We start from the raw sequence: 25,519 nt of genomic DNA on the forward strand, positions 1-25,519 counted from the left end.
CACCTCGTCCGCATCTCGTGAGACCGACCGCACCGATGAAAGGTTCGCCATGACCGACAGCCAGGACACCACCCCCGAGAGCCCGCAGGGGGTCGACCGCAAGGCCGAGGCCGGTTGCCCGGTCATGCACGGCTCCGCCACCGCGCAGGGCAGCGAGAGCGAGAACCCGGTCATCGACTCGCCGCAGCCGGCGACCAACCTCCGCCCGCGCACCAACCAGGACTGGTGGCCCAACAGCCTCGACCTCTCCCCCCTGCGCACGCACGGCAACAAGAGCAACCCGCTCGCGCCGGACTTCGACTACTCCGAAGAGTTCAAGAAGCTCGACCTCGGCGAGCTGCGCCGCGACGTCGTCGAGGTGCTCAACACCTCGCAGGACTGGTGGCCTGCCGACTTCGGCCACTACGGCGGCCTCTTCATCCGGATGAGCTGGCACGCGGCCGGCACCTACCGCATCTACGACGGCCGCGGCGGCGCCGGCGAGGGCTCGCAGCGCTTCGCCCCGCTCAACAGCTGGCCCGACAACGCCAACCTCGACAAGGCCCGGCGCCTGCTCTGGCCGGTGAAGCAGAAGCACGGCCAGAAGATCTCGTGGGCCGACCTGCTGGTCTACGCCGGCACCGTGGCGATGGAGGACATGGGCTTCCAGACCTTCGGCTTCGGCTTCGGCCGCGAGGACATCTGGGAGCCGGAGGAGATCATCTGGGGCCCGGAGGACACCTGGCTCGGTGACGAGCGCTACTCCGGCGACCGTGAGCTCGAGGAGCGCCTCGGCGCGGTCCAGATGGGTCTCATCTACGTCAACCCCGAGGGCCCGAACGGCAACCCCGACCCGGTCGCCTCGGCGCGCGACATCCGCGACACCTTCGCCCGGATGGCGATGAACGACGAGGAGACGGTGGCCCTCATCGCCGGCGGCCACACCTTCGGCAAGACGCACGGCGCCGGCGACGCCGACCTCGTCGGCCCCGAGCCGGAGGCCGCTCCGCTGGAGGAGCAGGGCCTGGGCTGGAAGAGCTCGTTCGGCTCCGGCAAGGGCAAGGACGCCATCACCTCGGGCCTCGAGGTCACCTGGACCTCCACGCCGACCCGGTGGAGCAACGACTACTTCAAGTTCCTCTTCGCGTACGAGTGGGAGCTGGAGAAGAGCCCGGCGGGCGCCCACCAGTGGGTGGCCAAGGACGCCGAGGCGATCATCCCCGGGCCGACGCCGGACTCGCCGCGCCGTCGTCCCACGATGCTGACCTCCGACCTCGCGCTGCGCTTCGACCCGGAGTACGAGAAGATCTCGCGCCGCTTTCTGGAGAACCCCAACGAGTTCGCCAAGGCCTTCGCCAAGGCCTGGTACAAGCTGCTGCACCGCGACATGGGCCCCGTCGCCCGCTACCTCGGCCCGTGGGTGCCGGAGACCCAGATCTGGCAGGACCCGGTGCCGGCGCACGAGGGCGACCTCATCGGCGACGCCGACGTGGCTGCCCTCAAGGCCGCCGTGCTCGAGTCCGGCCTCAGCACCGCCGAGCTCGTCTCCACGGCGTGGGCGTCCGCAGCGTCGTTCCGCCACACCGACAAGCGCGGTGGCGCCAACGGTGCGCGCATCCGCCTCGAGCCGCAGCGCAGCTGGGCGGTCAACCAGCCCGAGCAGCTCGCCACCGTGCTCGACAAGCTCGAGGCGGTCCGGAGCGACTTCAACGCCAAGGGCGGCGCGCAGGTGTCGCTGGCCGACCTCATCGTCCTGGCCGGCTCGGCCGCGGTCGAGAAGGCCGCCCGCGACGCCGGTGTCGAGGTGACCGTGCCGTTCCACGCCGGTCGCACCGACGCCACTGAGGAGCAGACCGACGTCGACTCCTTCCGCGTCCTCGAGCCGCGGGCCGACGGGTTCCGCAACTACCTGCGCCCCGGCGAGAAGCTCCAGCCGGAGACCCTGCTCGTCGAGCGCTCCTACCTGCTCGGGCTCACCGCCCCGGAGATGACCGTCCTCGTCGGCGGCCTGCGGGCGCTCGGCGGCAACGTCGGCGGCACGCAGCACGGCGTCCTCACCGACCGCCCGGGCGTGCTGACCAACGACTTCTTCGCCAACCTGCTGGCCCCGGGCACGCAGTGGAAGGCCTCGGAGTCGGAGGAGAACGTCTACGACATCCGCGACGCCGCGACCGGCGACGTGAAGTGGACGGCCACCGCGGTCGACCTGATCTTCGGCTCGAACTCGCAGCTGCGGGCCCTCGCCGAGGTCTACGCGAGCGACGACGCCCGCGAGAAGTTCGTCGGCGACTTCGTCGACGCGTGGGTGAAGGTCATGGACAACGACCGGTTCGACCTGCGCTGACCCTGCTCGACCCAGCGGCCCGGGCTCCCCTCGTGGGGCCCGGGCCGCTGCTCGTCGGCGCTAGGGTGGGCCGGTCGTGAGCGAGGAGAACAGCAGGCTGGTCGCGTGGGGCCGGGAGATGCGCGAGGTCCACGACCGCTTGCGCGCCGCCCACCGGGTCGCGCTGGACGAGGTGGCAGCAGGACGTACGCTGTCCGCGAGCCAGGACCTCCTGCTCTTCTGCCACGGCTTCTGCACCGCGCTCGACGGCCACCACCGTGGCGAGGACGCGGTCCTGTTCCCCGCGGTGGAGGCCGAGCACCCCGACCTCGCCGAGCCGCTGCGCAAGCTCGTGCAGGACCACGCGATGATCGGCCACCTCGTCGGCTCGTTGCAGGCCGACGTCGACGCCTCCGCCGACCCGGACGTGCTCGGGCGGCACCTCGACGGCATCGGCGCGATCATGGAGTCGCACTTCCGCTACGAGGAGCGGACCCTCCTCGGCATCCTCGACCGGCTCGACCTGCGCGCCGAGGTGACCGACGTGTTCGGTCCGCTCTGACCCGTCCAGGGGCGACGCCGGCGCTAGCGTGGAGCGCATGGTCGACCGCGCCACGCCCAACCTCCCGTCCCGCGACCTCGAGGCGACGGCCGGGTTCTACGCCGCGCTCGGGTTCGCGACGACGTACCACGACCCGGGCTGGCTGATCCTCGAGCGCGGGAGCGTCATGCTGGAGTTCTTCCGCGACCCCGGCACCGACCCGGCGTCCACCGCCTCGAGCTGCTGCCTGCGGGTCGACGACGTCGACGCGCTGTACGACGTCTGCGTGGCGGCGGGGCTGCCGGAGACGCACGTCGGGTGGCCGCGGCTCCACCCGCCGCAGGTCGAGGAGTCGGGGATGCGGATCGGCTACCTCGTGGACGCCGACGGCAACCTGCTGCGGCTCGTGCAGAACCCCTAGTCCGGGGCCGTCTCCGCTACCGCCTCGTCACCCACGCGGATCGTCCCGGAGCCGAGCAGCCGGAACACCGTGCCGCCGCGCGGCGAGCGCAGCGCCTCCATCGCGCCGGGCCCGAGCCAGTCGTCGAGGAGCCGGCAGGGTGCGGCGATGCGCACCACCTCGAGCTCGACTCCGGCGATCCGCATCCGCTCGCCCGGGCGAGTGGGGATCGGGCCCGTCGTCAGGGTGATGTTGCGGCGCGTGAGCCCCGGGTCGACCGGACGTCCGAGCACCTCCTCCGCCGCTGCCAGGTCGTCGAGGGCCTGCACGGTCACGTGGCGGTGCTTCGCCCCGTGGTAGCGGTCGCCGACCAGCCCGACGCCCGCCTCCGCGTCGACGGAGTCGACCGACTTCGTCGGGATCTTCCGCCCGGGGGCGATGTGGATGGCGTGCACGCGGGAGGTCACGGGTGCGACCGTACTTGGCACCCGAGTTACCTGCTTGGGAGCCCAGATCTCGGGTGCCAAGCAGGAAAGTCACCGGATATCCGGTGACTCCAGGAGTGGGGCGCGCGGCATGATCAGGTGCCATGGCCGACCTCCGCGACCCCGCGACAGCCCTCCAGCACTACCTCCAGGACGCGCGCGATGCGCTGCTGTGGAAGCTCGAGGGGCTGGGGGAGCGGGACCTGCGGTGGCCGCGCACGCCCACCGGCACCAACCTGCTCGGGATCGTCCGGCACGTCGCCAACGTCGAGATCGGCTACTTCGGACCGACCTTCGGCCGTGAGTGGCCAGACCCCGACCACCCCCTCGTCGTCTCGGACGCCGACTACGACGTCGACCCCCAGGCCGACTGGTGGGTGCCCGCCTCGGTCCCGGCTGCGGAGGTCGTCGCCTTCTACCGGGCCGTGTGGGCGTTCAGCGACGCGACCGTCGCAGAGCTCCCGCTCGACGCGATGGGCGTCGTCCCGTGGTGGTCGCCCGCGAGCCGAGACGTGACGCTCCAGCGGGTGCTGGTCCACGTCATCGCCGACACGACCCGCCACGCCGGTCACGCCGACGTCCTCCGCGAGTCCGTCGACGGGGCGGTCGGTCTCCGGTCCGCCGTCTCCAACCTGCCCGACGGCGTCGACTGGCCGTCGTACGTCGACCGCCTGCGCAGCGTCGCCGAGGAGTTCCCGGCCTGACGAGCCCTCGCCGACGACGCGTGGGTCTGCTATACCGGATCAGCTGGTCTGCTACTCGCGGGAGGCGCGCATGACCTCGACCTGGCAGCTGCCGGAGACCGCACGAGGATGGGTCACCGACGGTGGGCTCGAGACCGACCTGATCTTCCACCGCGGGCTCGACCTCCCCGACTTCGCGTCCTTCCCGCTCCTCGACGACCCGCAGGGCCGGGAGGTCCTCGAGGACTACTACCGCGGCTACGCCGTCGTGGCGGCGCGCGCCGGGGCCGGCCTGCTGCTCGAGACGCCGACCTGGCGGGCCAACGGCGACTGGGGTGCCCGGCTCGGGTACGACGCCGCGGCGCTCGCGCGCGTCAACCGGGACGCTGTCGCCCACCTGCGTGCGCTGGCGGACGACGTGTCGGGCGAGGCCGACGGCGTCCTCGTCGTCGGTGCGATCGGCCCGCGTGGCGACGGCTACCAGGCCGGCGACCTCGACGCCGACCGCTACGCCGACTACCACCGCGCGCAGCTCGAGGCCTTCGCCGAGGCCGGGGCTGACCTCGCGACGGCGTACACCCTGACGACAGTCGCCGAGGCGACCGGGATCGTCCGTGCTGCCCGCGACGTCGGCCTTCCCGTCGCGATCTCGTTCACCGTCGAGACCGACGGCCGGTTGCCGGACGGCACGGGCCTGGGGTCCGCCGTGGAGCAGCTCGACGCGGCGACCGACGAGGGAGCAGCCCACCTGCTCGTGAACTGCGCCCATCCCGACCACGTGCGCCAGGGCCTCCACGCCGGCGCCGACGCCGACGCCGACGCCGACTGGACGCGCCGGGTCGCCGGGCTCCGGGTGAACTCCTCGCGGCTCAGCCACGCCGAGCTCGACGAGGCCGAGGAGCTCGACGAGGGCGACCTGCCCGACCTCGCGACCACCACCCGCGACCTGGCGGCGGCTCTGCCGGCGGTCCGCATCGTCGGCGGGTGCTGCGGCACCGACGCGCGCCACGTGGCGGCGATGTGGGAGGGATGGACCCCGACATAAGTCGGAGGCGGACTGTCGGTGGTCGTGCCTAGGGTCGTCGGGTGCCCATGGACGAGCTCGACCCGGTGCCGGCAGACCCCGCTGCGCCGCAGGTCGAGGCCCACCTGCCGCCGGGGGTGACCCGCGGCCCGGAGACCGTGCGCGCCTTCCGGCAGGTCCTCGCCAACACGCTGGTCGCCAACGTGACCGCGAGCTACCTGTGGTTCGCGCTCACGTTCTGGGCCTACCTCGAGACGCGGTCGGTGATGGCCACCGCGATCATCGGGGGCGGCTACATGCTCTTCACGGCGGCGTTCGGCACGTTCTTCGGCACCCTCGTCGACCGCCACCGCAAGAAGCAGGTGATGGTCATCTCCTCGACCGTCACCCTGGTCGCCTACGCCGCCTCGGCCGGGCTGTGGCTGCTGCTCGGCGAGGAGCGGCTGGCCGACTGGGGCAGCGCGTGGTTCTGGCTGTTCACCGGCGTGATCCTGGTCGGCGGTGTCGTCGAGAGCCTGCGCAACATCGCGCTCTCCACGACCGTGACCCTGCTCGTGCCCGAGGACGGCCGCGACAAGGCCAACGGCCTGGTCGGCACCGTCCAGGGCATCTCGTTCATGATCACGAGCGTCTTCAGCGGCCTGAGCGTCGGCCTGCTCGGCATGGGGTGGACCCTCGCGATCGCGCTTGCGCTGACCGGCGTCGCGCTGCTCCACCTGCTGCCGATCACCGTCCCCGAGGTCGACCCCGACCCGGAGGAGGGCGGGCCGCACTTCGACTTCCGCGGCGCGATCTCCGCGATCACGGCAGTCCCCGGACTGGTCGCGCTGATCCTCTTCACCACCTTCAACAACCTGGTCTCCGGCGTCTACATCGCGCTGATGGACCCCTATGGCCTGGAGCTGTTCAGCGTCGAGGCGTGGGGCCTCGTCCTCGGCGTCACCGGTCTCGGGTTCGTCGTCGGCGGCGGGCTGGTCGCGCGGTTCGGCCTCGGCGCCAACCCGGTCCGCACCCTTCTGCTGGTGAATCTCGGCATCGCCCTGCTCGGCATGACGTTCACCGCGCGTGAGTGGGCGTGGCTCTACGTCCTCGGCATCTTCGTCTTCATGGCGGTGATGCCTGCCGCCGAGGCGGCCGAGCAGACCATCCTCCAGCGGGTCGTCCCGTTCCGCACGCAGGGACGGGTCTTCGGGTTCGCCCAGAGCGTCGAGCTCGCGGCCAGCCCGATCTCGGCGTTCCTCATCGGGCCGATCGCCGAGTTCGCGCTCATCCCCTACATGGAGTCCGAGGAGGGCCGCGACACCTGGCGGTGGTTGCTCGGCGACGGCGACGCGCGGGGCATCGCGCTGGTCTTCATGATCGCGGGCGCGATCATGTTCGTCACCGTGCTGTGCGCGCTGGTGTCCGCCCCCTACCGTCGGCTCTCCGCGGCCTACGCCGACGCGCCGCCGCAGCAGCTCGAGGGCGCGCCGACCGACTGACCGGGAAGGACTTTTCCCCCACCTGGGGCCTTCCCACCGCCCGGCGGGTGTGCCTAGGGTCCCCCACAGCAGGGAGTCGTCCCGGCCGATCGGCCGGCCTCCTTGCATCTCGGGAAAGGAACAACTCGTGAGATCCACGACCCTGGGGCTCTCTCTTGCCCTCATCACCGGTGCGGGGGCGTTGACCGTCGTCTCCACCGCCGCACAGGCCGCGCCCGCCGAGCAGCGCTCCGCGGGCGAGGCGCACGCCGCCAACGGCGAGCACGTCCTCCCCAACCCGGAGGCGGAGAAGCAGGCGGCCCTGCGCCAGCAGGCGTGGGCCGACGTGCTCAGCGGCGACGCCACCCCGCAGACCATCAACGGCAACACCGTGCTCAAGACCGGCGAGGAGCCGGCTCCGGCCCGCGGGTCGGCCAAGGGCAAGGCCAACCGCACGACCACGGCCGCTGCGGCCACACAGGACCAGTACGTCGAGCTGAGCAACGAACGCACCGACAAGGTGTTCGTCTTCCTCGTCGACTTCGGCACCCAGCGCCACCCCAGCTACCCCGACCGCGACACCGACCCGAACACGCCCGGGCCGGTCACCTACGACGGGCCCGGCTTCAACGAGATCCCCGAGCCCGGCCCGGACGACAACTCGACCCAGTGGCGCCCCAACTTCAACAAGCGCTACTACAAGGACCTCTACTTCGGTGACGGCGAGCTCGCCGACTCGCTGAAGAGCTACTACGAGCGCCAGTCCTCCGGTCGCTACAGCGTGGAGGGCATGGTCACCGACGTCACGACCGTCCCCTACAACCAGGCCCGCTACGGCCGCAGCAACGGCTACCCGTGCGCCAGCAACAACTGCACCAACACCTGGAACATCGTCTCGGACGGCATGACCCAGTGGGTGGCGGACCAGAAGGCGGCCGGCAAGACCGACGCCCAGATCAAGCGCACCGTGTCGCAGTACGACATCCGCGACCGCTACGACTTCGACGGCGACGGCAACTTCGACGAGCCCGACGGCTACATCGACCGGTTCCAGATCATCCACTCCGGTGGCGACCAGGCCGACGGCGACCCGATCTACGGTGAGGACGCCATCTGGAGCCACCGCTGGAAGGCCTTCCAGGGCACCGGCCAGGGACCGACGGTCGGCGGGGTGGCCAACCCCGACGGCGGCACGCAGATCGGCAACACCGGCATCTGGGTCGCCGACTACACGGTGCAGCCGGAGAACGGTGGCATCTCGGTGGTCGCCCACGAGTACGGCCACGACCTCGGCCTGCCCGACCACTACGACACCGCCGCCTCGGGTGACAACCCGGTCAGCTGGTGGACGCTGATGGCCCAGAGCCGCGTCTCCGCCGCCGGCGACCAGGGCATCGGCACCCGTGCGGCCGACCTCGGTGTCTGGGACAAGCTGCAGCTCGGCTGGCTCGACTACGAGACCGTCGTCGCCGGCCAGGACCGCACCATCGACCTCGGCCCGCACGAGTACAACTCGGCCAAGGCCCAGGGCGTCGCGGTCGTGCTGCCGGACAAGCAGATCACCACGACCCTGCCGACGCCCCCCGAGGGAACCAAGCAGTGGTTCTCCGGCTCGGGTGACGACTACCGCGCGTCGATGTCCCGCACGCTTGCGGTGCCTGCCGGCACCACCACGCTGTCGCTCAAGGCCGCGTGGAACATCGAGGAGGACTACGACTACGGCTACATCGAGGTCGAGTCCCCCGCCGGCAGCGGCAGCTGGGTGCCCCTCCCGACGTCGGCGATCGACCCCGACACCGACGCCGACACCAACCCGAACAACGACCCGGCGAAGGAAGCAGGCATCGACGGCGTGAGCACGTCGTACGTCCCCGCGACCTTCGACCTGTCGGCCTACGCCGGTCAGACGATCGGGCTGCGTGCCAGCTACGTCACCGACGGTGCCGTGCAGGGACAGGACCCGGCGCTGGGCTGGTCGGGCCTGCTGGTCGACGACATCAAGGTGACCAACGGCTCGACCACGGTGCTCGCGGACGGTGCCGAGACCTCGCCCAACGGCTGGACCCTCGACGGGTTCCGGTCGGTCGGGGCCAGCTACGACACGGCCTACGACCGGTTCTACCTCGCGAGCAACCGCACCTACACGTCGTACGACAAGTACCTCCAGACCGGTCCGTACAACTTCAGCTTCCCGGACCGGCCGGACTTCGTGGAGAAGTTCCCCTACCAGGACGGCCTCCTGGTCAACTACTGGGACTCCTCCTTCACGGACAACAACACCAGCCAGCACCCCGGCGGCGGCTTGGTGCTTCCGGTCGACGCCAACCCGGAGGCGCACTACAACCTGCAGGGCGCGGCGTGGCGTGGGCGCATCCAGACCTACGACGCACCCTTCGGCCTGCAGAAGTCCGACTCCTTCTACCTGACGGCCGGCGGACGGAAGAGCTACGTGCGTGGACGGGCGGCCAACCCGCTCTTCGACGACAGCGACCCGAACCGCTACTTCCAGCCGTTCGTCGACGCGGGGCTGCCCCGTGTCGGGGTCAAGGTCGCGGGTGCAGGCGTCAAGATCCAGGTGCTCTCGCAGAGCGGCACCGGCATGCAGATCCGGGTGCGGTGATCACCCAGCAGTGAGCACGTGCTGCCCCCGACCGGTCACCCGGTCGGGGGCAGCACGCCGACGCGGGTGGCCTCGACGACCGGGCCCCCACATCCCGTCGCCGCGATGTTCGGGGTGCCGGTGACCTGGACCCGGTCGCCCCGCACGAGCTCGGCCGCGAGAGGGCCGGTGATCGTCCACGTGATCTGGTCGTCGTCGCGGACGACGACGCAGTCCCCGATCCCGGTCACCTCGCCGACGACCCGGACCTTCTCCAGCTGTTCGCTCGGTGGCGTGCTCGGGGGCCGGGTCGGTGTGCCGGTCGAGGTCCGGCTCGGTGACGGGCCGCCCGGTTCCGTGCCGGGGTCGCGGCCCGAGGCGTCCTGCCCGCCACAGGCGGTGAGCACGACCGTGGCCAGGACGGCGGCAACCAGGGCTGCGTGGGTGCGCTGCATGTGGATGGGACGTACGGGGCGCGGGTCCGGGTCCCTCAGGCGGGCATCCGCGCGTCGAGGAAGCGGACGGTGCGGTCCATCGCCGCGATGAAGGCCGGCCCGAACGCGTGCCCGTCGTCGTACCACTCCAGGGTGGCGTCGACGCCGGCCTTCGTCATCGCCCGCTGGGTGGCGCGCGCCCACGGCGGCGGGCAGGTGTCGTCGAAGCGGCCGTGGACCATGAGGACCGGTTCGGTGATCTCCTCGAAGTCCGGGCGCGGGGAGACCCCTCGCCAGAACTCCGGGTCCTCGGCCGGGAGCCCGTGCCGGCCCCGGAAGCCGGCCTTCAGCTCCGCGAGGGGCGCGTCGGGTCGCTGGAACTGGGCGAAGTTCTCGGCCTCGAGGCTCGAGACCGACGCCCAGCCCACGCCCGCGGCGAAGAGGCCGGACTCCGCGGCCAGCGCCTTCATCATCACGCCGCCGCCCATCGAGCGGCCGAACAGCGCGATCCGGTCGGGGTCGACCCGGACGTCGTCGGAGTCCCGGAGTGCGTGCAGCGCGGCGATCGCGTCGGCGGCGTAGCCGAGCCGGACCGCCTGCTCGATGCGCGGGTCGTCGGTCGACTCGGCATGGTTGCGGTAGTCGACGTGCAGCGCGACGTAGCCGCGCTGGGCGAGGAAGCCGCGCTCGCGCGTCATGCCCTGGCCACGGACGTAGTAGGCCGGGTCGATGTAGCCGTGGGCCAGCACCACGGCCGGCCATCCCTGACCACCCCGGGGCCCGGGCCCGGTGGGCACGTTGAGCACGCCGCTGATCCGTAGCGGCTCGGTACCCCGGCCCATCGTGGTCGAGGCGAAGGTGACGTCGTACGACGTGTAGGCGGGGGTCCGCTCGCGCACGGCACCGAGCCGCAGGTCGCCGCCGGTCAGGTCGGCCTCGGCGAGGGCGGCCATCGAGATCGGGTGCGCCGGCTCGGGCTCCTCGGTGGGCTCCTCGGTCGGTTCCTCCGAGGGCTCCTCGGTCGGCTCGCTGGTGGCCTCGTTGGTCGGGGTGGCGCTCGGGGTGTCCTGCGGGTCGGGTGGGGTGGGCTCGTCGACCCCGCTCGAGCACCCGGCGAGCAGCACGAGCGCCGCGACGACGGTCGCGACCGGGCCGGCGGCACGGGGCCGGAGGGCGGGCATGTCGACCAGTGTGCGGCACGGCTGGTCACGTCTCCGGGCTGCGGGACGTCGACTGGTCGAGACGACGTGATCGCGGAAGGGTGGACCCATGGACCGGACGGAGACCTTCGAGGCCGAGCGGCCCCGACTGCTCGGCATCGCGACCCGCGTGCTGGGCGACCACGCCGAGGCGGAGGACGTGGTGCAGCAGGCGTGGTTGCGGCTCGACCGCGCGGTGACGCGCGACGGCATCGAGATCGACAACCTCCCCGCCTGGCTGACCACCGTCACCACCCGGCTCTGCCTCGACCGGTTGCGGGCCCGCACGCCCGTGCCGATGGAGGACCCGCACCTCGAGGACGCGGTGCACGACCCGTGGACGGAGCCTGTGACCGACCCCGCCGACGACGTCGCCCTGGCCGACACGGTGGGCATCGCGCTGCAAGCGGTCATCGACCGGTTGTCCCCCCGCGAGCGCGTGGCGTTCGTTCTCCACGACAGCTTCGCCTTCGACTTCGCGACCATCGGGGCGGTCCTCGACACCTCGCCCGTCGCGGCGCGCAAGCTCGCGTCACGGGCCCGGGCCAAGGTCGCGCAGCCCGCCCCCGAGGACGCGCTGGCGGACTGGGAGGTCGTCGACGCGTTCATGGCGGCTGCCCGCGGTGGCGACTTCGAGCGGCTGCTCCAGCTGCTCGCACCCGATGCGGTCGTCGGCGCCGACGAGGCAGCCGTCCTGGCCGGCACGCCCGCGTCCATCGAGGGCCGCGACGAGGTCGCCGCGTTCTTCAACGGCAGCGCCCAGGCGGCGATGGCGGTCTTCGTGGGCGAGCGGCCGGCGTCCGCGTGGTTCCACCGTGGCGCCGCGGCGGTGGTCTTCGACTTCGAGGTCGCCGACGGGCAGGTCCGCTCGATCACCTTCCGCGCCGAGCCGGCCGTGCTCGAGCAGGTCGTGCGCCGCGAGGGGCCATCAGCGAAGTGACCCACCATGTGCCGCGACCCGCGGGCGAGATCGTGCGGACATGACACGGCTCGTGCCACCTCCCGGTCCAGGTGCCGTGCGGATGTGGCACACCCCGGCGCACAACAGAGATGACCTGCGCCCGGGAACCGTCGCCCCCCGTGTCACAACACCGTCCGTCCGATCGTCGACTCCATGAAGCCACCCTGAACTCACAAGGAGATAGCGAGATGAAGACCATGACCTGCCGCCAGCTGGGCGGCCCGTGCGACCTCGCCCACCGCGGCGAGACCCACGACGACGTGATCAACGCGCAGGACCAGCACCTCAAGCAGGCCGAGAAGGAGGGCGACGCCGCCCACCTGCCGGCGCGCAAGGAGATGAAGGGCCGCTGGCGCCACCCCAAGAAGTCGCTCGGGTGGTACCGCCAGATGCAGGCCGACTTCGCTGCGCTGCCGGAGGACTGACCTCCGTACGAAGGAGGAGGGTCAGCGGCGGCGGTCCGCCAGGACCCACGCCGCGCCCGCGGCAGCGGCGGTGACGCCCAGGACCGACGGCCAGGTGCCGACCTTCTTCGCGAGCGGGTGCGAGACGCCCATTGCGGCCCAGTAGGCCGCGGTCAGGCCGGCGGCCAGCGGCGCGCCGCCGACGGCGTACCACTGCCGGGCGGCGGCGACGTTGGCGGCGAGCATCGCGGCTCCGCCAAGGGGTCGTACGCCGGTCTGCTGGGCGAGGGCGAAGCCGCCGACGAGGCCGCCGGCGAGCAGGGGAGCGGTGGGGACGCGGGCGAGGTCGGGCACGGGTCGAGACTAGCCAGTGCGGACCAGCCCTCAGTTGTGGCCGACGCGGCCCTTGCTGCCGGCGGCCCAGCAGACCGTCCTCACGCAGTCGATGGCGTGGTAGCCCTTCTTGCTCGCGCGCTTCCACGTGCGCCCGCCGTCGGTGGTGATGCTCGACCCGATCGAACCGTCGTAGTCACCGGTCGCCACGGCGTACCGCGTGCCGCGCAGGAAGGTGACGTCCTCGCCGACGTGGGTGAGGTCGCCGCCGCCGGTCCAGGTGCGGCCGTCGCGGGTCCAGGCCGTGGTGTCCTCGGTGTCGTCGGCCTCCGCGAAGTCGCCGCCGACCGCGATGCCGACGCTGGGCGAGGCGAAGGCACCGGCGAAGCCGCCGGCCGACTCACCGGCCGGGATCCCCGAGGGCGTCGCCGTCCACGTGCGGCCCCGGTCGTCGGAGCGGAGCACCCGTGACTTCTTGCCCCCGGTGATGAGGAACGCGGACCGGCCGGACGTCACGAGGCAGTCGCCGCTGGCCGCGAAGCCGAACTCGTCCTTCGAGCGGGGCATGCCCTTGCTCGGCAGCACCGACCACGAGCGGCCGCGGTCGTGGGTGGCGAGGATGCGCAGCTTGCCGTCGACCGGGTCGCTCACCGCGAGGCCGTGCCGGCCCGTGCCGTAGAACGCCATGCAGTCGTAGAACGCCTTCTCGTCGGTGTTGCGGAACGCCTCGGTCCAGCTCGCACCGCCGTCGGTGGAGCGGTAGATCCGCGACGCCTCGCCGGGGCCGATGGACAGGACGTGGGCGACCGAGCCGTGCACCTCCACGTCGCGGAACGACAGGCCGGCGGTGTCGTCCGGGCTGACGTCGGTCCACGTGCGGCCGCGGTCGGTCGTGCGGAAGACGCGGGCCGGCCCGTCGTCGGTGAGGCTCTCGCCGGTGACCCAGGCCTCGCGCTTGCTCACGGCATCGAGGCCGCGGAAGTTCTGGTCGGCGTCGAGCACCGTCTCGCCCCAGCCGTCACGGAAGGGGTTCGGGCCGGCGGCCTCCGGCTGGGCCGCCGAGCTCGCCGAGACAGTGAGGGCGAGGGCGGGGATCGCCAGGAGGGCAGGGACAAGGGCAGGGACTCCGAGTCGTCGCATCCGGTCACCATGGCGCGCGGCACAGGTCCTGTCCAGACCCCCGAGGTGGGATGTTCCGGCAGCCGTCCGTCCGGAACCGGGTCTACGGTCGGTGGCATGAGCACACCCGAGGACGACGTCTGGGTCCCACCGCCGTGGGAGCCGCCGATCGACGGCACCGAGGCCGAGCACCTGACCGGTGCGCTCGGCCGGATGCGCGCCACCCTGCGCTGGAAGGCCGACGGCCTCGACGAGGCCGGCCTCCGGCACCGCCTGCCGTCGTCGTCGCTCTCCCTCGGCGGGCTGCTGCGGCACCTCGCGCTGGCCGAGGACTACTACCTGACGACCAAGCTGCGCGGCGAGGAGCTCGTCGAGCCGTGGCGCTCGCTCGGCCACGACGACACCGACGAGTGGGAGTTCGAGGCCGACCACCTCACCGCCGCCGAGACGTACGCCGTCTTCGACGAGGCGGTCGTCCGCAACACGGCCCGCATCGACGCTGCGCTGGCCGAGGGCGGCCTCGACCTGGTCGCCCACATCGACGACGGCAACGGCAACCACCCGCGCCTGCGTCGCCTCCTCGTCGACCTGCTCGAGGAGTACGCCCGGCACACCGGGCACGCCGACCTGCTCCGCGAGGCCGTCGACGGCCGCGTCGGCGAGGACCCGTCGGAGGACTGGACGCCTCCCTGGCTCGACGCGTCGAAGGCGGGGGAGTAACGGTGCCGGGACCGGAGCCGGACCCGGCTACTTGCTGGGCTCCGGGACGTCCACGTCGGCGCACTTCACCTTGGGGTTGACCCCGAGGTAGTTGAGCGGCCCGGCGACGACGGTGAGCGCGATGTCGCCCGCCTCGGAGCAGTTGGTCCTGGTGTCGTCGAAGTAGCCGCGCTGGAAGGCGGCGAGAGCGCCGATGACGAGCCAGACCACGAGCAGGATGCCGATCAGTCGTCCCACGGGGGACCTCCTCGATCCACACGGCGGGGTAGCCGTTCGATCGCGAGTGTGCGCCGACCGGCGTACGGCCTGCCACCTTCCCAGGGGTAGGCGGGCCTAGGGTGGCCCCCATGACCATCCTCGCTGGGGTGCTCGCGGTCCTGGCCGCGCTGCTGCACGTCTACATCTGGGTGCTCGAGGCGTTCCGGTGGACCGAGCCCGCGACCCGCAGGACGTTCGGCATCTCCGAGGCGGACGCCCCGGTCCTGGCGCCGATGGCCTACAACCAGGGCTTCTACAACCTCTTCCTCGCGATCATCACGCTCGTCGGCGTCGCCCTGCTCGGCCAGCAGGAGGAGGTCGGTCGGGCGCTCGCGCTCGCCGGCACGGGATCGATGCTCGGCGTCGCCCTGGTGCTGGTGACGCACGACCGGTCGATGGCGCGCGCCGCGATCACCCAGGGCACCCTGCCCGCGCTGGCCGTGCTCTTCCTGCTGCTGTCGATCTAGGCCACGGCCGGGGGCTACTGGCCGAGCCAGGCGTGGACCGAGGACACCACCGAGGCGCCCTCGCCGGTCGCGGAGGCGACCCGCTTCATCGACCCGGCTCGGATGTCGCCGCCGGCGAAGATGCCCGGGACCGTGGTGGCGAGGTCCTCGGGCGGCACGCCGTCGAGCCAGTGCTCGGTCGGCACGTCGCGCCCGGTGAGGACGAAGCCGCGCTCGTCGCGGAGCACGGTGTCGGGCAGCCACCCGCACTCGGGGGCAGCGCCCAGCAGCAGGAACAGGCCACGCGCCTCGACCCGCTCGTGCGCACCGGTGTCGACGTCCTCCATGTCGAGCCAGGCGAGCTGGCCGACGTCGTCGGGGCCGCCGTCGACCACGCGGGTGCAGGGGCGGACGGTGATGCGCGGGTTCCACTCGATCTCGTTGATGAGGTACGACGACATGGTGGCGGTGAGGTCCGGCCGGCGGACCACGAGCGTGACCGAGGAGGCGAAGCGGGCGGCGTGGATCGCCGCCTGCCCGGCGGAGTTGCCGCCACCGACGACCACGACGTGGTCACCCGCGAGCTCACGGGCGGCCGCCATGGCAGCGCCGTAGTAGACCCCGCGCCCGACCAGCTCCTCGAGCGACTCGACACCGAGCCGGCGGTAGTCGACGCCGGTCGAGACGAGGATGGAGCGGGCGTGCACGTCGCCACCGTCGGTGTGGACGACGTGGTGGTCGCCGTCCGCGCACCGCGAGATGCCGGTGGCCGGCCAGCCGGTGAAGAAGCGGGTGCCGAAGCGCAGCGCCTGCCCGCGGGCGCGCTGCGCCAGCCGCATGCCGGAGATGCCGCGCGGGAACCCGAGGTAGTTGCGGATCATCGAGCTGGTGCCGGCCTGGCCGCCGATGGCCTCCGCCTCGAGGCAGACGGTCGACAGGCCCTCGCTCGAGGCGTACACGCTGGCGGCGAGGCCGGCCGGTCCCGCGCCGACCACGACGAGGTCGACCACCTCGTCGACGTCGATGTCGTCGGGTCGGCCGTAGAGCTGGTTGGCCAGCGACCGCACGTCGGGGCAGTGGCCGCACCACCCGGCGAGCGAGGACACGATCGGCCACCGGCCCTCGTCGTCGGGGCAGGCCGCCATCACCTCGCGACCCACCTCGCTGTCGGGGTGGTGCACCCCGGCGGGCATGCCGACCCGCGCGAGGTAGTCGAGCAGGTCACGCGTCAGCCCGTCCTTCTCCGGCGAGATGATCCGGACGTTCTCGACGACCGGCGCGGCGACGGTCGCGTTCCACTCGTTGAGCAGCTCGCCCACGGCGAGGTGGAACTCCTCGTCGCGCGGTCCCTGCGGCATGAGCAGCAGGGCGTCGACCTTGCCCGCGGCGACCGCGTGGCGGAAGGTCTGGTTGTCCTCGCGGAACCGGCTGACGTGCGTGACGATCAGCCGGCGGGCGGTCGGCACTGCCTGGCGGGTACCGCCGATGAGCTTGTAGAGCTGGTCCTGCTCCTGATCGGTGTCGACGACGAAGAGCGCCACCTGGTGCCCGGTCGTGAGCAGGTCCTTCGCGCAGACCTTGGCCGAGGCCTCGTCCGTCGCGATGCGGACGTCGTACTCGCGCTCGTAGCGGGCGAACGCCTCGCCCAGCTCCTTCGCGTGGTGGATCGAGGCGATGACGATCGCGGGCGCTCCCATTCCACCAGCCTAGTGGCCCATATCTGAGGACGTCGTGGACGGAAATACGGCCGATCCACGTCCACGGCGTCCTCAGATATCGGTCAGCCGGTGAGGTTGTGCACGTAGCACCACCGCCACGACTCGTCCGGCTGGGCGGACTCCACGACGGGGTGGAGGCTCTCGTGGAAGTGGGCGGTGGCGTGCTTGCCGACGGAGGAGTCGCAGCAGCCCACGTTGCCGCAGGTGAGGCACTGCCGCAGCGACACCCAGCGAGTGCCGTCGCGCAGGCAGGTGGCGCAGGCCGGGTCCTCGACGGTGTCGACCGGGGGGTGCTCGTCGAGGTCGTCGCAGGTGCGGCCGCCCCGGAAGGCGAGGCTGCCGGAGCGTACGCCGGCGCGCGCGTCCGAGCCGGCGTCGAGCATCGACTCCTCGATGTCGAGCATGCCCAGCACCTGGCTGACCACCTCCGACGGCACCTTGCCCTTGCCCCGGACGAGCAGCACCTTGGCGCGCTCGGCCTCGATCATCTCGCCGCGGATCTGGGCGTAGAGCTCGGAGGGCGTCTCCTCGCCGTCGGTGGTGGCGAGCTGCTCCCAGGCCGCGAACGTGCGCTGGTCGACGCGGGCCCGGACCTGCTCGGCCACGCCGTGCTGATCGTCGTACTCCAGCTCGTCGAGGCGCTTGAAGCCGGCGTCCGCGGCCTGCTGGAGCAGCGCGGCGCGGGCGAGGGCGTCCTCGGCGGGGTCGGGGGCCGGGACGTCGAGGACGCGGGTCAGGAACGGCAGGGACAGTCCCTGCACGAGCAGGGTGCCGGCCACGACGGTGAAGGCGACCAGGAGCAGCACCTCGCGGTGGGGCGCGTCCTCGGGGATGACGAAGGCGGCGGCGAGGGTGACGACGCCCCGCATCCCCGCCCAGCCGATGAGGAAGCTCCAGGAGGCGGGGATCGGGTCGCGACGCCGGAGGAAGCCGGTGGCCTGCATGTAGACGAGGCGTACGACGACGACGGTCACGAGGGTGGCGAGGCAGACGAGGGCGATGCGGGTGTTCGGGAGGCTCGACTCGTGGACGTCCTGCAGGATCCAGTCGAGCTGGAGGCCGATGAGGAGGAAGACGGTGTTCTCCAGCACGAAGGCGACCGTGCGCCAGGTGATCCGCTCGGTGATCCGCGACTGCGCGGTCTGGATGATCGGCGCCTTGTGCCCGAGCAGCAGGCCGGCGACGACGACCGAGATGACGCCGGAGGCGTGGATCTCCTCCGCCGCCACGAACGCCGCGAACGGCGTCAGGAACGAGATCGCGGTGTCCATCAGCGGGTCGCTGATCCGGTGGCGCAGCTTGGCGACGAGGAGGAAGAAGCCGACGCCGATGAGGACGCCACCGCCGGCTGCGACCAGGAAGTCGAGCCCGACATGGGCGGCTGTCACGCTTCCGGCGGCGAGTGCCACGGTCGCGGTCCGCAGGATGACGAGGGCGGTCGCGTCGTTGAGCAGCGACTCGCCCTCGAGGATCGTCACGACCCGCCGGGGCAGCCCGATCCGTCGGGCCACCGCGGTGGCCGCGACGGCGTCCGGGGGTGCGACGACCGCGCCGATCGCGATCGCCGCCGCCCAGCCCAGGTCCGGCACGAGCCACTCCACGACCACCGCGACGGCCAGTGCGGTGACGACGACGAGCAGGATCGAGAGCCGGAGGATCGTGCCGCGGTTGGCGTTGAAGTCGACCAGCGAGGTCTGGATCGCCGCCGCGTAGAGCAGTGGTGGCAGCAGCCCCAGCAGGACGACCTCGGACTCGAGGTGGATCGTCGGGACGCCGGGGACGTACGCCGCCGCGGCGCCGACGACGACCAGCAGGAGCGGCGCCGGGATGCGCAGCCGCTCGCTGACGGCGGTGGCGGCCAGGACGACGGCTGCCATGGAGACGAGCAGCAGGGCGAGTTCCACCGGGTGATTCTTGCCCCTCGACCGAGGGTTGGTCGAGGAGCGCCCAGCTGGCGGAGCCTCAGTGCACGACGTCGTAGCGTTGGAGCGTGATGCCGTTGCCGTAGGCCGCGTGCTCGACGAGCTCGAGCTTGGTCTTGTCGCTCTCGCCGAAGAGCTTCTTGCCGCTGCCGAGGAGGAGCGGGAAGACGAGGAGGGTGTAGCGGTCCACCAGGCCGGCGGCCGCGAGCGACTGGGCCAGGCGGGCGCTGCCGTGGACGTGGATCTCGCCGCCCTCGCTCTCCCTCAGCGCGGCGACGTCGTCGAGCGACGACAGCACCGTGACCTCGCCGGCACCCCACGGCGCGGTGTCGCCGTCGAGGGTCGTGGAGACGACGTACTTGGGCATGGCGTTGTAGGTGGCGAACTCCTCCATCGAGGGCCACACGGGGGCGAACTCGTCGTAGGACTGCCGGCCGAACATCAGCGCGCTCGCCTCGCCCATCTCCCGGCCCTTGATCTCGTAGGCCGCCTCGTCGAACGGGACGTCCTTGAAGGTCCAGCCGCCGTGGACGTAGTCGCCCCCTCCGGGGGAGTCCATGACGCCGTCGAGGGAGATGAACGTGGTGATGACGATGGGTCGCATGGGCTGGGGCCTTTCGGAAGTTGGTGGAGGAGAGGTCAGGAGGCGGCGAGCAGGTCGTCGATCTGGTTGATGGCGAGGGTCGATCCCTCGACGACGCCCATGTCGAGCACCTTCTGGAGGGCCTCGGCGGTGGCGTACGTCGAGACGAAGGTCGCCTCGGTGCCCGTGTCCGTGCCGGCGAAGGTGTACTCCGCGGACGACTCCGGCATGTCGGTGTTGCGGGCGAAGGTCTCGTCGACGGCGAAGCCGTCGCGGAAGGTGAAGCGCTCGGGCTCCTGTACGCCGGTGACGTCCCAGTAGGCGTAGTACTTCTCGCCGTCGGGGCTGGTCATGTAGTAATTCATCCGGCCGCCCGGGACGAGGTCGTGGTCGACGAAGGTGGCGGGGTAGCCGGGCGGCCCCCACACCCGCTCGAGCTGGCGCGGGTCGGCGTACACCTCCCAGACGCGCTCCACGGGAGCGGCGAAGTCGGCGGTGATGGTCAGCGTGAGGGCGTCGAGGTCGTGCTGGACGTCGGTGACAGGCATGGGTCGGTCCGTTCTCTCAGGTCGGGTCGGGTCGGTCGTCGTGCTCGTGCTGGTCCTGCGTGAACAGCTCGTCCATCCGGGAGATCCGGCCGCGCCAGAGGCCCTCGAGCTCGCCGAGCATCGCGCCCACCGAGCGCACGGCCTCCACGTCGCCGCTGGCCAGGGCCTCGCGACCCTGCCGACGCTTGGTCAGCAGGCCCGCGCGCTCGAGCACCGCGACGTGCTTCTGGACGGCGGCGAAGCTCATGTCGTAGCTGCGCGCCAGCGAGGAGACCGAGTGCTCGCCAGCCAGCACGCGCCGCAGGATGTCGCGGCGGGTGCGGTCGGAGAGCGCGTGGAACCAGGCGTCCGCCCGGTCCTCGTCGGTCTCGTTCACAGGACCAACATACAACCGATCGGTTGTACGTTGTCAAGAGGTTCACCCACGCGGGTGGGCCTCGTCGCGGAAAAGGCTGGATCGCGCGGAAGTCGGAGTAACCTCGGCCGCTGGTGCGCTGCTGCGCACCTGTTTCGAGAGAAGTGGGGCAACGCCCGATGCACAGGCTCGTGGAAGGACTCCGTCTCGGGGACCGCTACGTCCTGCAGGACCGCATCGCGTCCGGCGGCATGGCCGACGTGTGGCGGGCCCTCGACGACGTGCTCAAGCGCGAGGTCGCGGTCAAGGTCATGCGCGCCGACCCCGACAACGAGGAGATCTTCGCGGAGCGCTTCCGCGACGAGGCCCTGCACTCGGCGGCCCTCCTGCACGCCAACATCACCACCGTCTTCGACTACGGCGAGGACGACCACCTCACCTACCTCGTGATGGAGCTCGTCCAGGGGCTGCCCCTGTCGGCGATCATCCGCGAGCAGGGGGCCATGCAGCCCGAGGCCGTGCGCTCGATCCTGGGCCAGGCCGCGCTGGCGCTCGGCACCGCCCACGAGGCCGGCGTCGTCCACCGCGACGTGAAGCCCGCCAACATCCTCGTCCGCGAGGACGGGCTGGTGAAGCTCACCGACTTCGGCATCGCCCGCGCGATCGACACCATCGGCCACACCCGGGTCGGCGAGATGCTCGGCACGCCCAACTACATCAGCCCCGAGCAGGCCATCGGGCAGCCCGCCACCGGCGCCAGTGACCTCTACGCCCTCGGCGTGGTCGCCCACGAGATGCTCACCGGCAAGCGGCCCTTCGACCGCGGCACCCCGATCGCGACGGCGATGTGCCACGTCAACGAGCCCCCGCCGCCGCTGGACGACGAGGTGCCCGAGGACCTCCGCGACGTCGTCGCGAGCCTGCTGGAGAAGGATCCCGGGGCCCGCCCCGAGAACGCCCTGGCCGTCGCCGTGCTGCTCGGCGTGGCCCCGGCCGAGCTCGCGGGCCTCGACGTCGACCTCGCCTCCGGCGTGCCCAGCGGCTACGTCGTCCTGCCGGTCACGCCGCTGACGCCGTCGACGCCGCTCGAGGCCGTCAAGCCGGCCGACCGCGCGCCCGCCGAGATCCCGACCATGGCGGCCGCGCCCGAGGAGCTCCTCGACTGAGGACCCCCGGGCTCAGCGCTTCGTCGCCGCGTCGAGCAGCTCGGCGAGCGCGGCCGGCTGGGTGAACATCGGCCAGTGTCCGGACTCGATGTCCACGAGCTCCAGCGCCGTGGCGTCGGCCAGCTCGGGCACGTCGCCGGAGTCGATCCACTCCTGCGCCTGGGCGGGGCTGAACTCCGGGCACACCAGCGTGAGAGGTACGCCGTGGCGACGCTCGTCGGTCCACTGCACCGTCCCCTTGGTGACCCCGACCGGCACCGAATGGGTGGACGCGGCCACCTCGGCCTTCAGCTCGGGCGACATGTCGTCGGAGTCCGGGCCGGCGAACGGCTCCCAGCCGGGGAACGGCACGCCCTCGCCGTCGGCCTCGAAGAAGTCGGCGTACGCGTTGCCGCCCGTGGTCGGGAAGCCGCCGATCAGCACGACCCCGGTCACGGCGTCCGGGCGCCGGTCGGCCGCGACCCACGCGAGCGTCGACGCGGCGGAGTGGCCGACGACGAGCGGCGACCCGTCGGCCGCGTCGACGGCGGCGACGACCGCGGCGGCCTGGTCGTCGTACGTCGCCGAGGTGGCGCCGTCGCCCTGGCCGGGCAGCGTCACCGGGATGCCGCGGTGGCCGAGCCGCTCGAGCTCGGGCAGCACGTCGTCCCAGGCCGATCCGTCGAGCCAGAGTCCGGCGATGAGCACGATGTCCATGAGTTCTCCTTGATCTCGGTTGCGTTCGACCCTCACCGACCAACGCTAGGGGCCATTCCGGACGCTCTACGTCCGGAACCGGTGGGACCATGTCCGGATGAGTGAGATCAGCCCGACCGCGCGGGCCCTGCGGGCGCTGGACGTCCTGCAGGCGCGCCCCGGGGTCACCGCTGCCGAGCTGGCCGAGCGCCTGGGCGTCACCGAGCGCGCGGCCCGGCGCTACGTCGCGATCCTGCGCGAGGCCGACATCCCGGTCGAGTCGACGCGCGGGCCCTACGGCGGCTACACGCTCGGGCGGGGCCTCCGGCTCCCGCCCCTGGTCTTCTCGGCGACCGAGGCGCTCGGCCTGGTGATGGCCGCGCTCGACTCGCACCACGCGGTCGCCGACCCCGCCGACCCGGTGGGCTCCGCGCTCGGCAAGATCCTCCGGGTGCTGCCGACCAACGTCGCGCGGCAGGCGTCCGCGGTGCGGGAGACCGCGCGCACCGTGCCCGAGCGCTCGTCGGTACGCCCCGACCCCGACGTCACGAGCGGGCTCGTCGCCGCGGTCGCCGCCCAGCAGCAGGTGCGCATCGGCTACCGCACGGCAGCCGGCAACGCGCGGACGTTCGAGGTCGACCCGTGGTCGGTGGTGGTGCGCTACGGCCGCTGGTACCTGCTGTGCCACTCGCACCACGCCGACGCGCTGCGGACGTTCCGCATCGACCGGATCACCGGGGTCGAGCAGCTCGACGGCACCTTCGACGTGCCCGCCGACCTCGACCCGGCCGCTGCCCTCGAGGCCAACCTCGGCAAGGGGTGGGAGCACGAGACCCACCTCGTCTTCGACGTCCCGCTCGCCGAGGTGCGGCCGTGGATCCGGCCCACGCTGGGTGACCTGCGCGAGCTGCCCGACGGCCGGTGCGAGCTGGTGGGCAGCACCAGCAACCCCGAGGCGTACGCCGGCGAGTGGCTCGCCCACGTGCCTTTCCCGTTCACGGTGGTGGGCGGCCCGGAGCTCCGGGCGGCGGTGGCGGTGGTGGCCGAGCGGCTGGCGCGGTCGGTCAGCGACTGACCGCCACCTCCTTGCCGAGCGTCCAGCCCGGCGAGATCGGCAGGTAGTCGCCGCTCCAGAACTTGCCCGGGTCGTACCAGGTCGCGCGCCGGTCGTCGCGCAGGATGCCCATCTCGATGTAGCAGGACGCCACGATCTCGGCGCAGAACGCCGCCTCCGGGGTGACGCGCTGGCCGCGCTTGCGCCGCGGCACGTAGGCGTCGCGACCACGGAGCCACCTGGCGCCCAACCGGGTCAGGCTGGGGAAGGAGACGCCGTCGAGCCGCGCGATCGTGCGGAGCATCCCGTCCTCCTCGGGCTGGCCGATCTGCGGGTCGAGCTGGCGGACCCAGGCGTCCTGGTCGTACTCGCCCTGCCACCGCCCGACCGCCTCGCGGAGGTCGTGCAGCTGCACGCCGCGGTGGTGGCCGCCGGTCCACATGTCCATCTGCTTCTTGCCGAGCTCGGCGTGGAAGATCAGCGGCGGCAGGTCGTCGACGACCACCGCCATGCCGACGTGGTTGACCGGTGAGTTGGTGACCGCGCGGATCGCCCGGTCCGGTGCCCGACGACCGCGGAACAACCAGATGTCGCCGCTGCGGGTGAGGTCCACCGCCTGGTCGAGGCTCAGGGTCATGCGCGCAGTCTGCACGATCGGCCCGCTCCGGCCCGACTCCGTCGGCGCCCGGCTAGGCTCGGGCCATGCGCGTGTGGAAGTGGATCGGCCTCGCCGGGATCCTGGCCGGCGTGGCCACCGGCGCCGCGGTCGCCCGCGACGAGCGGGTGCGTCGCGACTACGAGCCGTCCGAGGTCCGCGACCGCCTCCTCGCCCGCCACGACGAGGCCGTCGCCCGCGAGGCGGCCGAGATGAACCGGGCTCCCCAGGACTCCTGACCCGCGCACCTACCCCGGCCGGTGGTTCTCCCGCCAGGCCCGGTCGATCATCTCGGTGAGGACCGCGCGGTCGAGGTCGCCGACGCGCTTGACGTACACGCACCCCTTGCCGGTCGTGTGCGGTCCCAGCCGCTCGAGCAGGTCCTCGTTGGAGCCGTAGAAGGTCAGGCCGTAGAGCGTGAGCGCGGCCTTGCGCGGCGCGAGGCCGACGGCGAACCACTCGTGCTCCTTGCCGTCGGCGGTCGTGTAGGGCTGGCGACCGAACCCGATCATCGACGGCCCCCACACGACCGGCTCGGCGCCCGTCACCTCCTGCATCAGGTCGAGCACCTCCCGCGCGTCGTCGCGCCGGCGCTCGTCGGCCGCGCGATCGATGACCTCCTCGACCGAGGTGTCGTTCGGCTTGGTCTTGCGGTCGCTCATGCCACCAGTGTCGTCCCCCGCCGCCTCGCCCGGTAGTCCACCGGGAAACGGTCGTCCGGGGGTCCTTGTGACAGCCACTTCCCGGTGAACTACCCCGGCAGGGGGGCGTACGACGTTCAGGCCCCGATCGCGAGGCGGAGGGCGATCGACAGCATCACCAGGCCGACGAGCACGTCGAGCACCTGCCACGCGCGAGGGCTGGCCAGGCGCGGGGCGACCAGCCGGGCGCCGTACCCGAGACCGGCGAACCACGCGATGCTCGCCACGCACGCGCCGACCGCGAACCACCACCGCCCGGGCGTCCCGTGCGTCCCGGCGACCGACCCGAGCAGCAGCACGGTGTCGAGGTAGACGTGCGGGTTGAGCCAGGTGAGGGCGACCGCGCGGGCGACCACCCCGCGGCGCGCCTCGACCGCCCCGCCCTCGGCGTCCAGCGCCTGCGGGTGCCGGGCCCGCAGCAGCGACATCACGCCGTAGACGGTCAGGAACGCGACGCCGAGCCACCGGACGACCTCGACCGCCCACGGCGCGCGGTCGACCAGGACCCCGATGCCGGCGACGCCGGCCAGTATGAGGACGACGTCGGACAGCGCGCAGATCGCGACGACCGTCCCGACGTGGCTGCGGCGCAGGCCCTGCCGGAGCACGAACGCGTTCTGGGCGCCGATCGCCACGATCAGGGACCAGCCGGTGAGCAGGCCCGCGACGACGTCTCCCACGCGTGACAACCTAGGGCCACCGGTGCCGACCCCGGTCCACCCCTGACAAGTGTCAGGGTCGCCTGCGGGTGTTATCCCATGGCAGGCCGTCCGA

General features: G+C 72.2%; 29 protein-coding genes. 14 read left to right on the forward strand and 15 right to left on the reverse strand.

The genetic code is table 11. From position 1 onward, the window contains the following. The first annotated feature begins 49 nt into the window (after positions 1-49). From katG to AC3A3L_RS08425, 3 genes are all read left to right on the forward strand, one after another. Positions 50-2,323 (forward strand): catalase/peroxidase HPI, encoded by a 2,274-nt coding sequence (katG, locus tag AC3A3L_RS08415; protein ID WP_487639541.1) that lies wholly within the window; start codon positions 50-52, stop codon positions 2,321-2,323. Between the two features lie 76 nt (positions 2,324-2,399). Continuing rightward, positions 2,400-2,864, forward strand: coding sequence for a hemerythrin domain-containing protein (locus tag AC3A3L_RS08420; RefSeq protein ID WP_487639542.1), 465 nt, complete (start codon positions 2,400-2,402; stop codon positions 2,862-2,864). Positions 2,865-2,901: 37 nt separating this feature from the next. Further along, positions 2,902-3,264, forward strand: a complete 363-nt coding sequence (locus AC3A3L_RS08425) for a bleomycin resistance protein (protein ID WP_487639543.1) — start codon at positions 2,902-2,904, stop codon at positions 3,262-3,264. On the opposite strand, the gene AC3A3L_RS08430 is transcribed toward AC3A3L_RS08425, so the two are convergent. After that, entirely contained in the window at positions 3,261-3,710 is a 450-nt protein-coding gene (locus AC3A3L_RS08430) for an MOSC domain-containing protein (RefSeq protein ID WP_487639544.1), read from the reverse strand. The two genes, AC3A3L_RS08425 and AC3A3L_RS08430, sit on opposite strands and share 4 nt — an antisense overlap. A 122-nt stretch (positions 3,711-3,832) precedes the next feature. Between AC3A3L_RS08430 and AC3A3L_RS08435 the strand changes: the two genes are divergently transcribed. From AC3A3L_RS08435 to AC3A3L_RS08450, 4 genes are all read left to right on the forward strand, one after another. Beyond that, entirely contained in the window at positions 3,833-4,432 is a 600-nt protein-coding gene (locus tag AC3A3L_RS08435) for a DinB family protein (protein ID WP_487639545.1), read from the forward strand. Between the two features lie 70 nt (positions 4,433-4,502). Further along, a complete protein-coding gene (locus AC3A3L_RS08440; protein WP_487639546.1) occupies positions 4,503-5,456 on the forward strand; it encodes a homocysteine S-methyltransferase family protein in 954 nt (317 codons plus the stop codon). A 47-nt stretch (positions 5,457-5,503) separates the two neighbouring features. Beyond that, a complete protein-coding gene (locus tag AC3A3L_RS08445) occupies positions 5,504-6,916 on the forward strand; it encodes an MFS transporter (RefSeq protein ID WP_487639842.1) in 1,413 nt (470 codons plus the stop codon). Between the two features lie 127 nt (positions 6,917-7,043). Beyond that, positions 7,044-9,515, forward strand: coding sequence for an immune inhibitor A domain-containing protein (locus AC3A3L_RS08450; RefSeq protein WP_487639547.1), 2,472 nt, complete (start codon positions 7,044-7,046; stop codon positions 9,513-9,515). A gap of 35 nt (positions 9,516-9,550) precedes the next feature. Here the strand turns inward: AC3A3L_RS08450 and AC3A3L_RS08455 are convergent, their stop codons facing one another. Both AC3A3L_RS08455 and AC3A3L_RS08460 read right to left on the reverse strand, forming a co-directional pair. Next, a complete protein-coding gene (locus AC3A3L_RS08455; RefSeq protein WP_487639548.1) occupies positions 9,551-9,949 on the reverse strand; it encodes a hypothetical protein in 399 nt (132 codons plus the stop codon). A gap of 35 nt (positions 9,950-9,984) precedes the next feature. Then, the gene (locus AC3A3L_RS08460) at positions 9,985-11,109 is read right to left on the reverse strand and encodes an alpha/beta hydrolase family protein (protein WP_487639549.1); all 1,125 of its coding nucleotides are present in this window, start codon (positions 11,107-11,109) and stop codon (positions 9,985-9,987) included. Between the two features lie 88 nt (positions 11,110-11,197). Here AC3A3L_RS08460 and AC3A3L_RS08465 point away from each other — a divergent pair, with 88 nt between their 5' ends. Then, a complete protein-coding gene (locus AC3A3L_RS08465) occupies positions 11,198-12,067 on the forward strand; it encodes a sigma-70 family RNA polymerase sigma factor (RefSeq protein WP_487639550.1) in 870 nt (289 codons plus the stop codon). A gap of 209 nt (positions 12,068-12,276) precedes the next feature. Beyond that, entirely contained in the window at positions 12,277-12,513 is a 237-nt protein-coding gene (locus AC3A3L_RS08470) for a DUF1059 domain-containing protein (RefSeq protein ID WP_487639551.1), read from the forward strand. Between the two features lie 21 nt (positions 12,514-12,534). Here the strand turns inward: AC3A3L_RS08470 and AC3A3L_RS08475 are convergent, their stop codons facing one another. Continuing rightward, a complete protein-coding gene (locus AC3A3L_RS08475; RefSeq protein WP_487639552.1) occupies positions 12,535-12,846 on the reverse strand; it encodes a hypothetical protein in 312 nt (103 codons plus the stop codon). Positions 12,847-12,876: 30 nt separating this feature from the next. Beyond that, the gene (locus tag AC3A3L_RS08480; protein ID WP_487639553.1) at positions 12,877-13,965 is read right to left on the reverse strand and encodes an oxidoreductase; all 1,089 of its coding nucleotides are present in this window, start codon (positions 13,963-13,965) and stop codon (positions 12,877-12,879) included. 96 nt (positions 13,966-14,061) lie between these two features. Between AC3A3L_RS08480 and AC3A3L_RS08485 the strand changes: the two genes are divergently transcribed. Beyond that, positions 14,062-14,664 carry a mycothiol transferase gene (locus AC3A3L_RS08485; protein WP_487639554.1) on the forward strand — a complete coding sequence of 201 codons (603 nt, stop codon included), beginning with the start codon at positions 14,062-14,064 and terminating at the stop codon, positions 14,662-14,664. Positions 14,665-14,691: 27 nt separating this feature from the next. On the opposite strand, the gene AC3A3L_RS08490 is transcribed toward AC3A3L_RS08485, so the two are convergent. Further along, a complete protein-coding gene (locus AC3A3L_RS08490) occupies positions 14,692-14,901 on the reverse strand; it encodes a hypothetical protein (RefSeq protein WP_487639555.1) in 210 nt (69 codons plus the stop codon). A 110-nt stretch (positions 14,902-15,011) separates the two neighbouring features. Between AC3A3L_RS08490 and AC3A3L_RS08495 the strand changes: the two genes are divergently transcribed. Beyond that, entirely contained in the window at positions 15,012-15,389 is a 378-nt protein-coding gene (locus AC3A3L_RS08495) for a DUF1304 domain-containing protein (protein ID WP_487639556.1), read from the forward strand. A 14-nt stretch (positions 15,390-15,403) separates the two neighbouring features. Here AC3A3L_RS08495 and AC3A3L_RS08500 read toward each other — a convergent pair whose 3' ends face one another. The 5 genes from AC3A3L_RS08500 to AC3A3L_RS08520 form a co-directional block, all read right to left on the reverse strand. Then, positions 15,404-17,065, reverse strand: coding sequence for an NAD(P)/FAD-dependent oxidoreductase (locus tag AC3A3L_RS08500; protein ID WP_487639557.1), 1,662 nt, complete (start codon positions 17,063-17,065; stop codon positions 15,404-15,406). 83 nt (positions 17,066-17,148) lie between these two features. Beyond that, positions 17,149-18,990 (reverse strand): Na+/H+ antiporter, encoded by a 1,842-nt coding sequence (locus AC3A3L_RS08505; RefSeq protein ID WP_487639558.1) that lies wholly within the window; start codon positions 18,988-18,990, stop codon positions 17,149-17,151. Between the two features lie 58 nt (positions 18,991-19,048). Next, positions 19,049-19,612: a dihydrofolate reductase family protein gene (locus AC3A3L_RS08510; protein WP_487639559.1), complete on the reverse strand. Its 564-nt coding sequence runs from the start codon at positions 19,610-19,612 to the stop codon at positions 19,049-19,051. A gap of 35 nt (positions 19,613-19,647) precedes the next feature. After that, positions 19,648-20,139, reverse strand: a complete 492-nt coding sequence (locus tag AC3A3L_RS08515; RefSeq protein WP_487639560.1) for an SRPBCC family protein — start codon at positions 20,137-20,139, stop codon at positions 19,648-19,650. 16 nt (positions 20,140-20,155) lie between these two features. Beyond that, the gene (locus AC3A3L_RS08520) at positions 20,156-20,515 is read right to left on the reverse strand and encodes an ArsR/SmtB family transcription factor (RefSeq protein WP_487639561.1); all 360 of its coding nucleotides are present in this window, start codon (positions 20,513-20,515) and stop codon (positions 20,156-20,158) included. 170 nt (positions 20,516-20,685) lie between these two features. Between AC3A3L_RS08520 and AC3A3L_RS08525 the strand changes: the two genes are divergently transcribed. Then, positions 20,686-21,660, forward strand: coding sequence for a serine/threonine-protein kinase (locus AC3A3L_RS08525; RefSeq protein ID WP_487639562.1), 975 nt, complete (start codon positions 20,686-20,688; stop codon positions 21,658-21,660). A 12-nt stretch (positions 21,661-21,672) separates the two neighbouring features. Here the strand turns inward: AC3A3L_RS08525 and AC3A3L_RS08530 are convergent, their stop codons facing one another. After that, positions 21,673-22,356, reverse strand: a complete 684-nt coding sequence (locus AC3A3L_RS08530; RefSeq protein ID WP_487639563.1) for an alpha/beta fold hydrolase — start codon at positions 22,354-22,356, stop codon at positions 21,673-21,675. Between the two features lie 97 nt (positions 22,357-22,453). Here AC3A3L_RS08530 and AC3A3L_RS08535 point away from each other — a divergent pair, with 97 nt between their 5' ends. Beyond that, positions 22,454-23,410, forward strand: coding sequence for a helix-turn-helix transcriptional regulator (locus AC3A3L_RS08535; protein ID WP_487639564.1), 957 nt, complete (start codon positions 22,454-22,456; stop codon positions 23,408-23,410). Here the strand turns inward: AC3A3L_RS08535 and AC3A3L_RS08540 are convergent. Next, entirely contained in the window at positions 23,400-24,026 is a 627-nt protein-coding gene (locus AC3A3L_RS08540; protein WP_487639565.1) for a hypothetical protein, read from the reverse strand. The two genes, AC3A3L_RS08535 and AC3A3L_RS08540, sit on opposite strands and share 11 nt — an antisense overlap. 65 nt (positions 24,027-24,091) lie before the next feature. On the opposite strand from AC3A3L_RS08540, the gene AC3A3L_RS08545 reads away from it, so the two are divergent. After that, the gene (locus AC3A3L_RS08545) at positions 24,092-24,283 is read left to right on the forward strand and encodes a hypothetical protein (protein WP_487639566.1); all 192 of its coding nucleotides are present in this window, start codon (positions 24,092-24,094) and stop codon (positions 24,281-24,283) included. Between the two features lie 9 nt (positions 24,284-24,292). Here AC3A3L_RS08545 and AC3A3L_RS08550 read toward each other — a convergent pair whose 3' ends face one another. After that, entirely contained in the window at positions 24,293-24,706 is a 414-nt protein-coding gene (locus tag AC3A3L_RS08550; RefSeq protein ID WP_487639567.1) for a DUF1801 domain-containing protein, read from the reverse strand. Between the two features lie 116 nt (positions 24,707-24,822). After that, the gene (locus AC3A3L_RS08555; protein ID WP_487639568.1) at positions 24,823-25,425 is read right to left on the reverse strand and encodes a LysE/ArgO family amino acid transporter; all 603 of its coding nucleotides are present in this window, start codon (positions 25,423-25,425) and stop codon (positions 24,823-24,825) included. Between the last annotated feature and the right edge of the window lie 94 nt (positions 25,426-25,519).

It is taken from the genome of Nocardioides sp. Soil_C_8 (genome assembly GCF_057656315.1).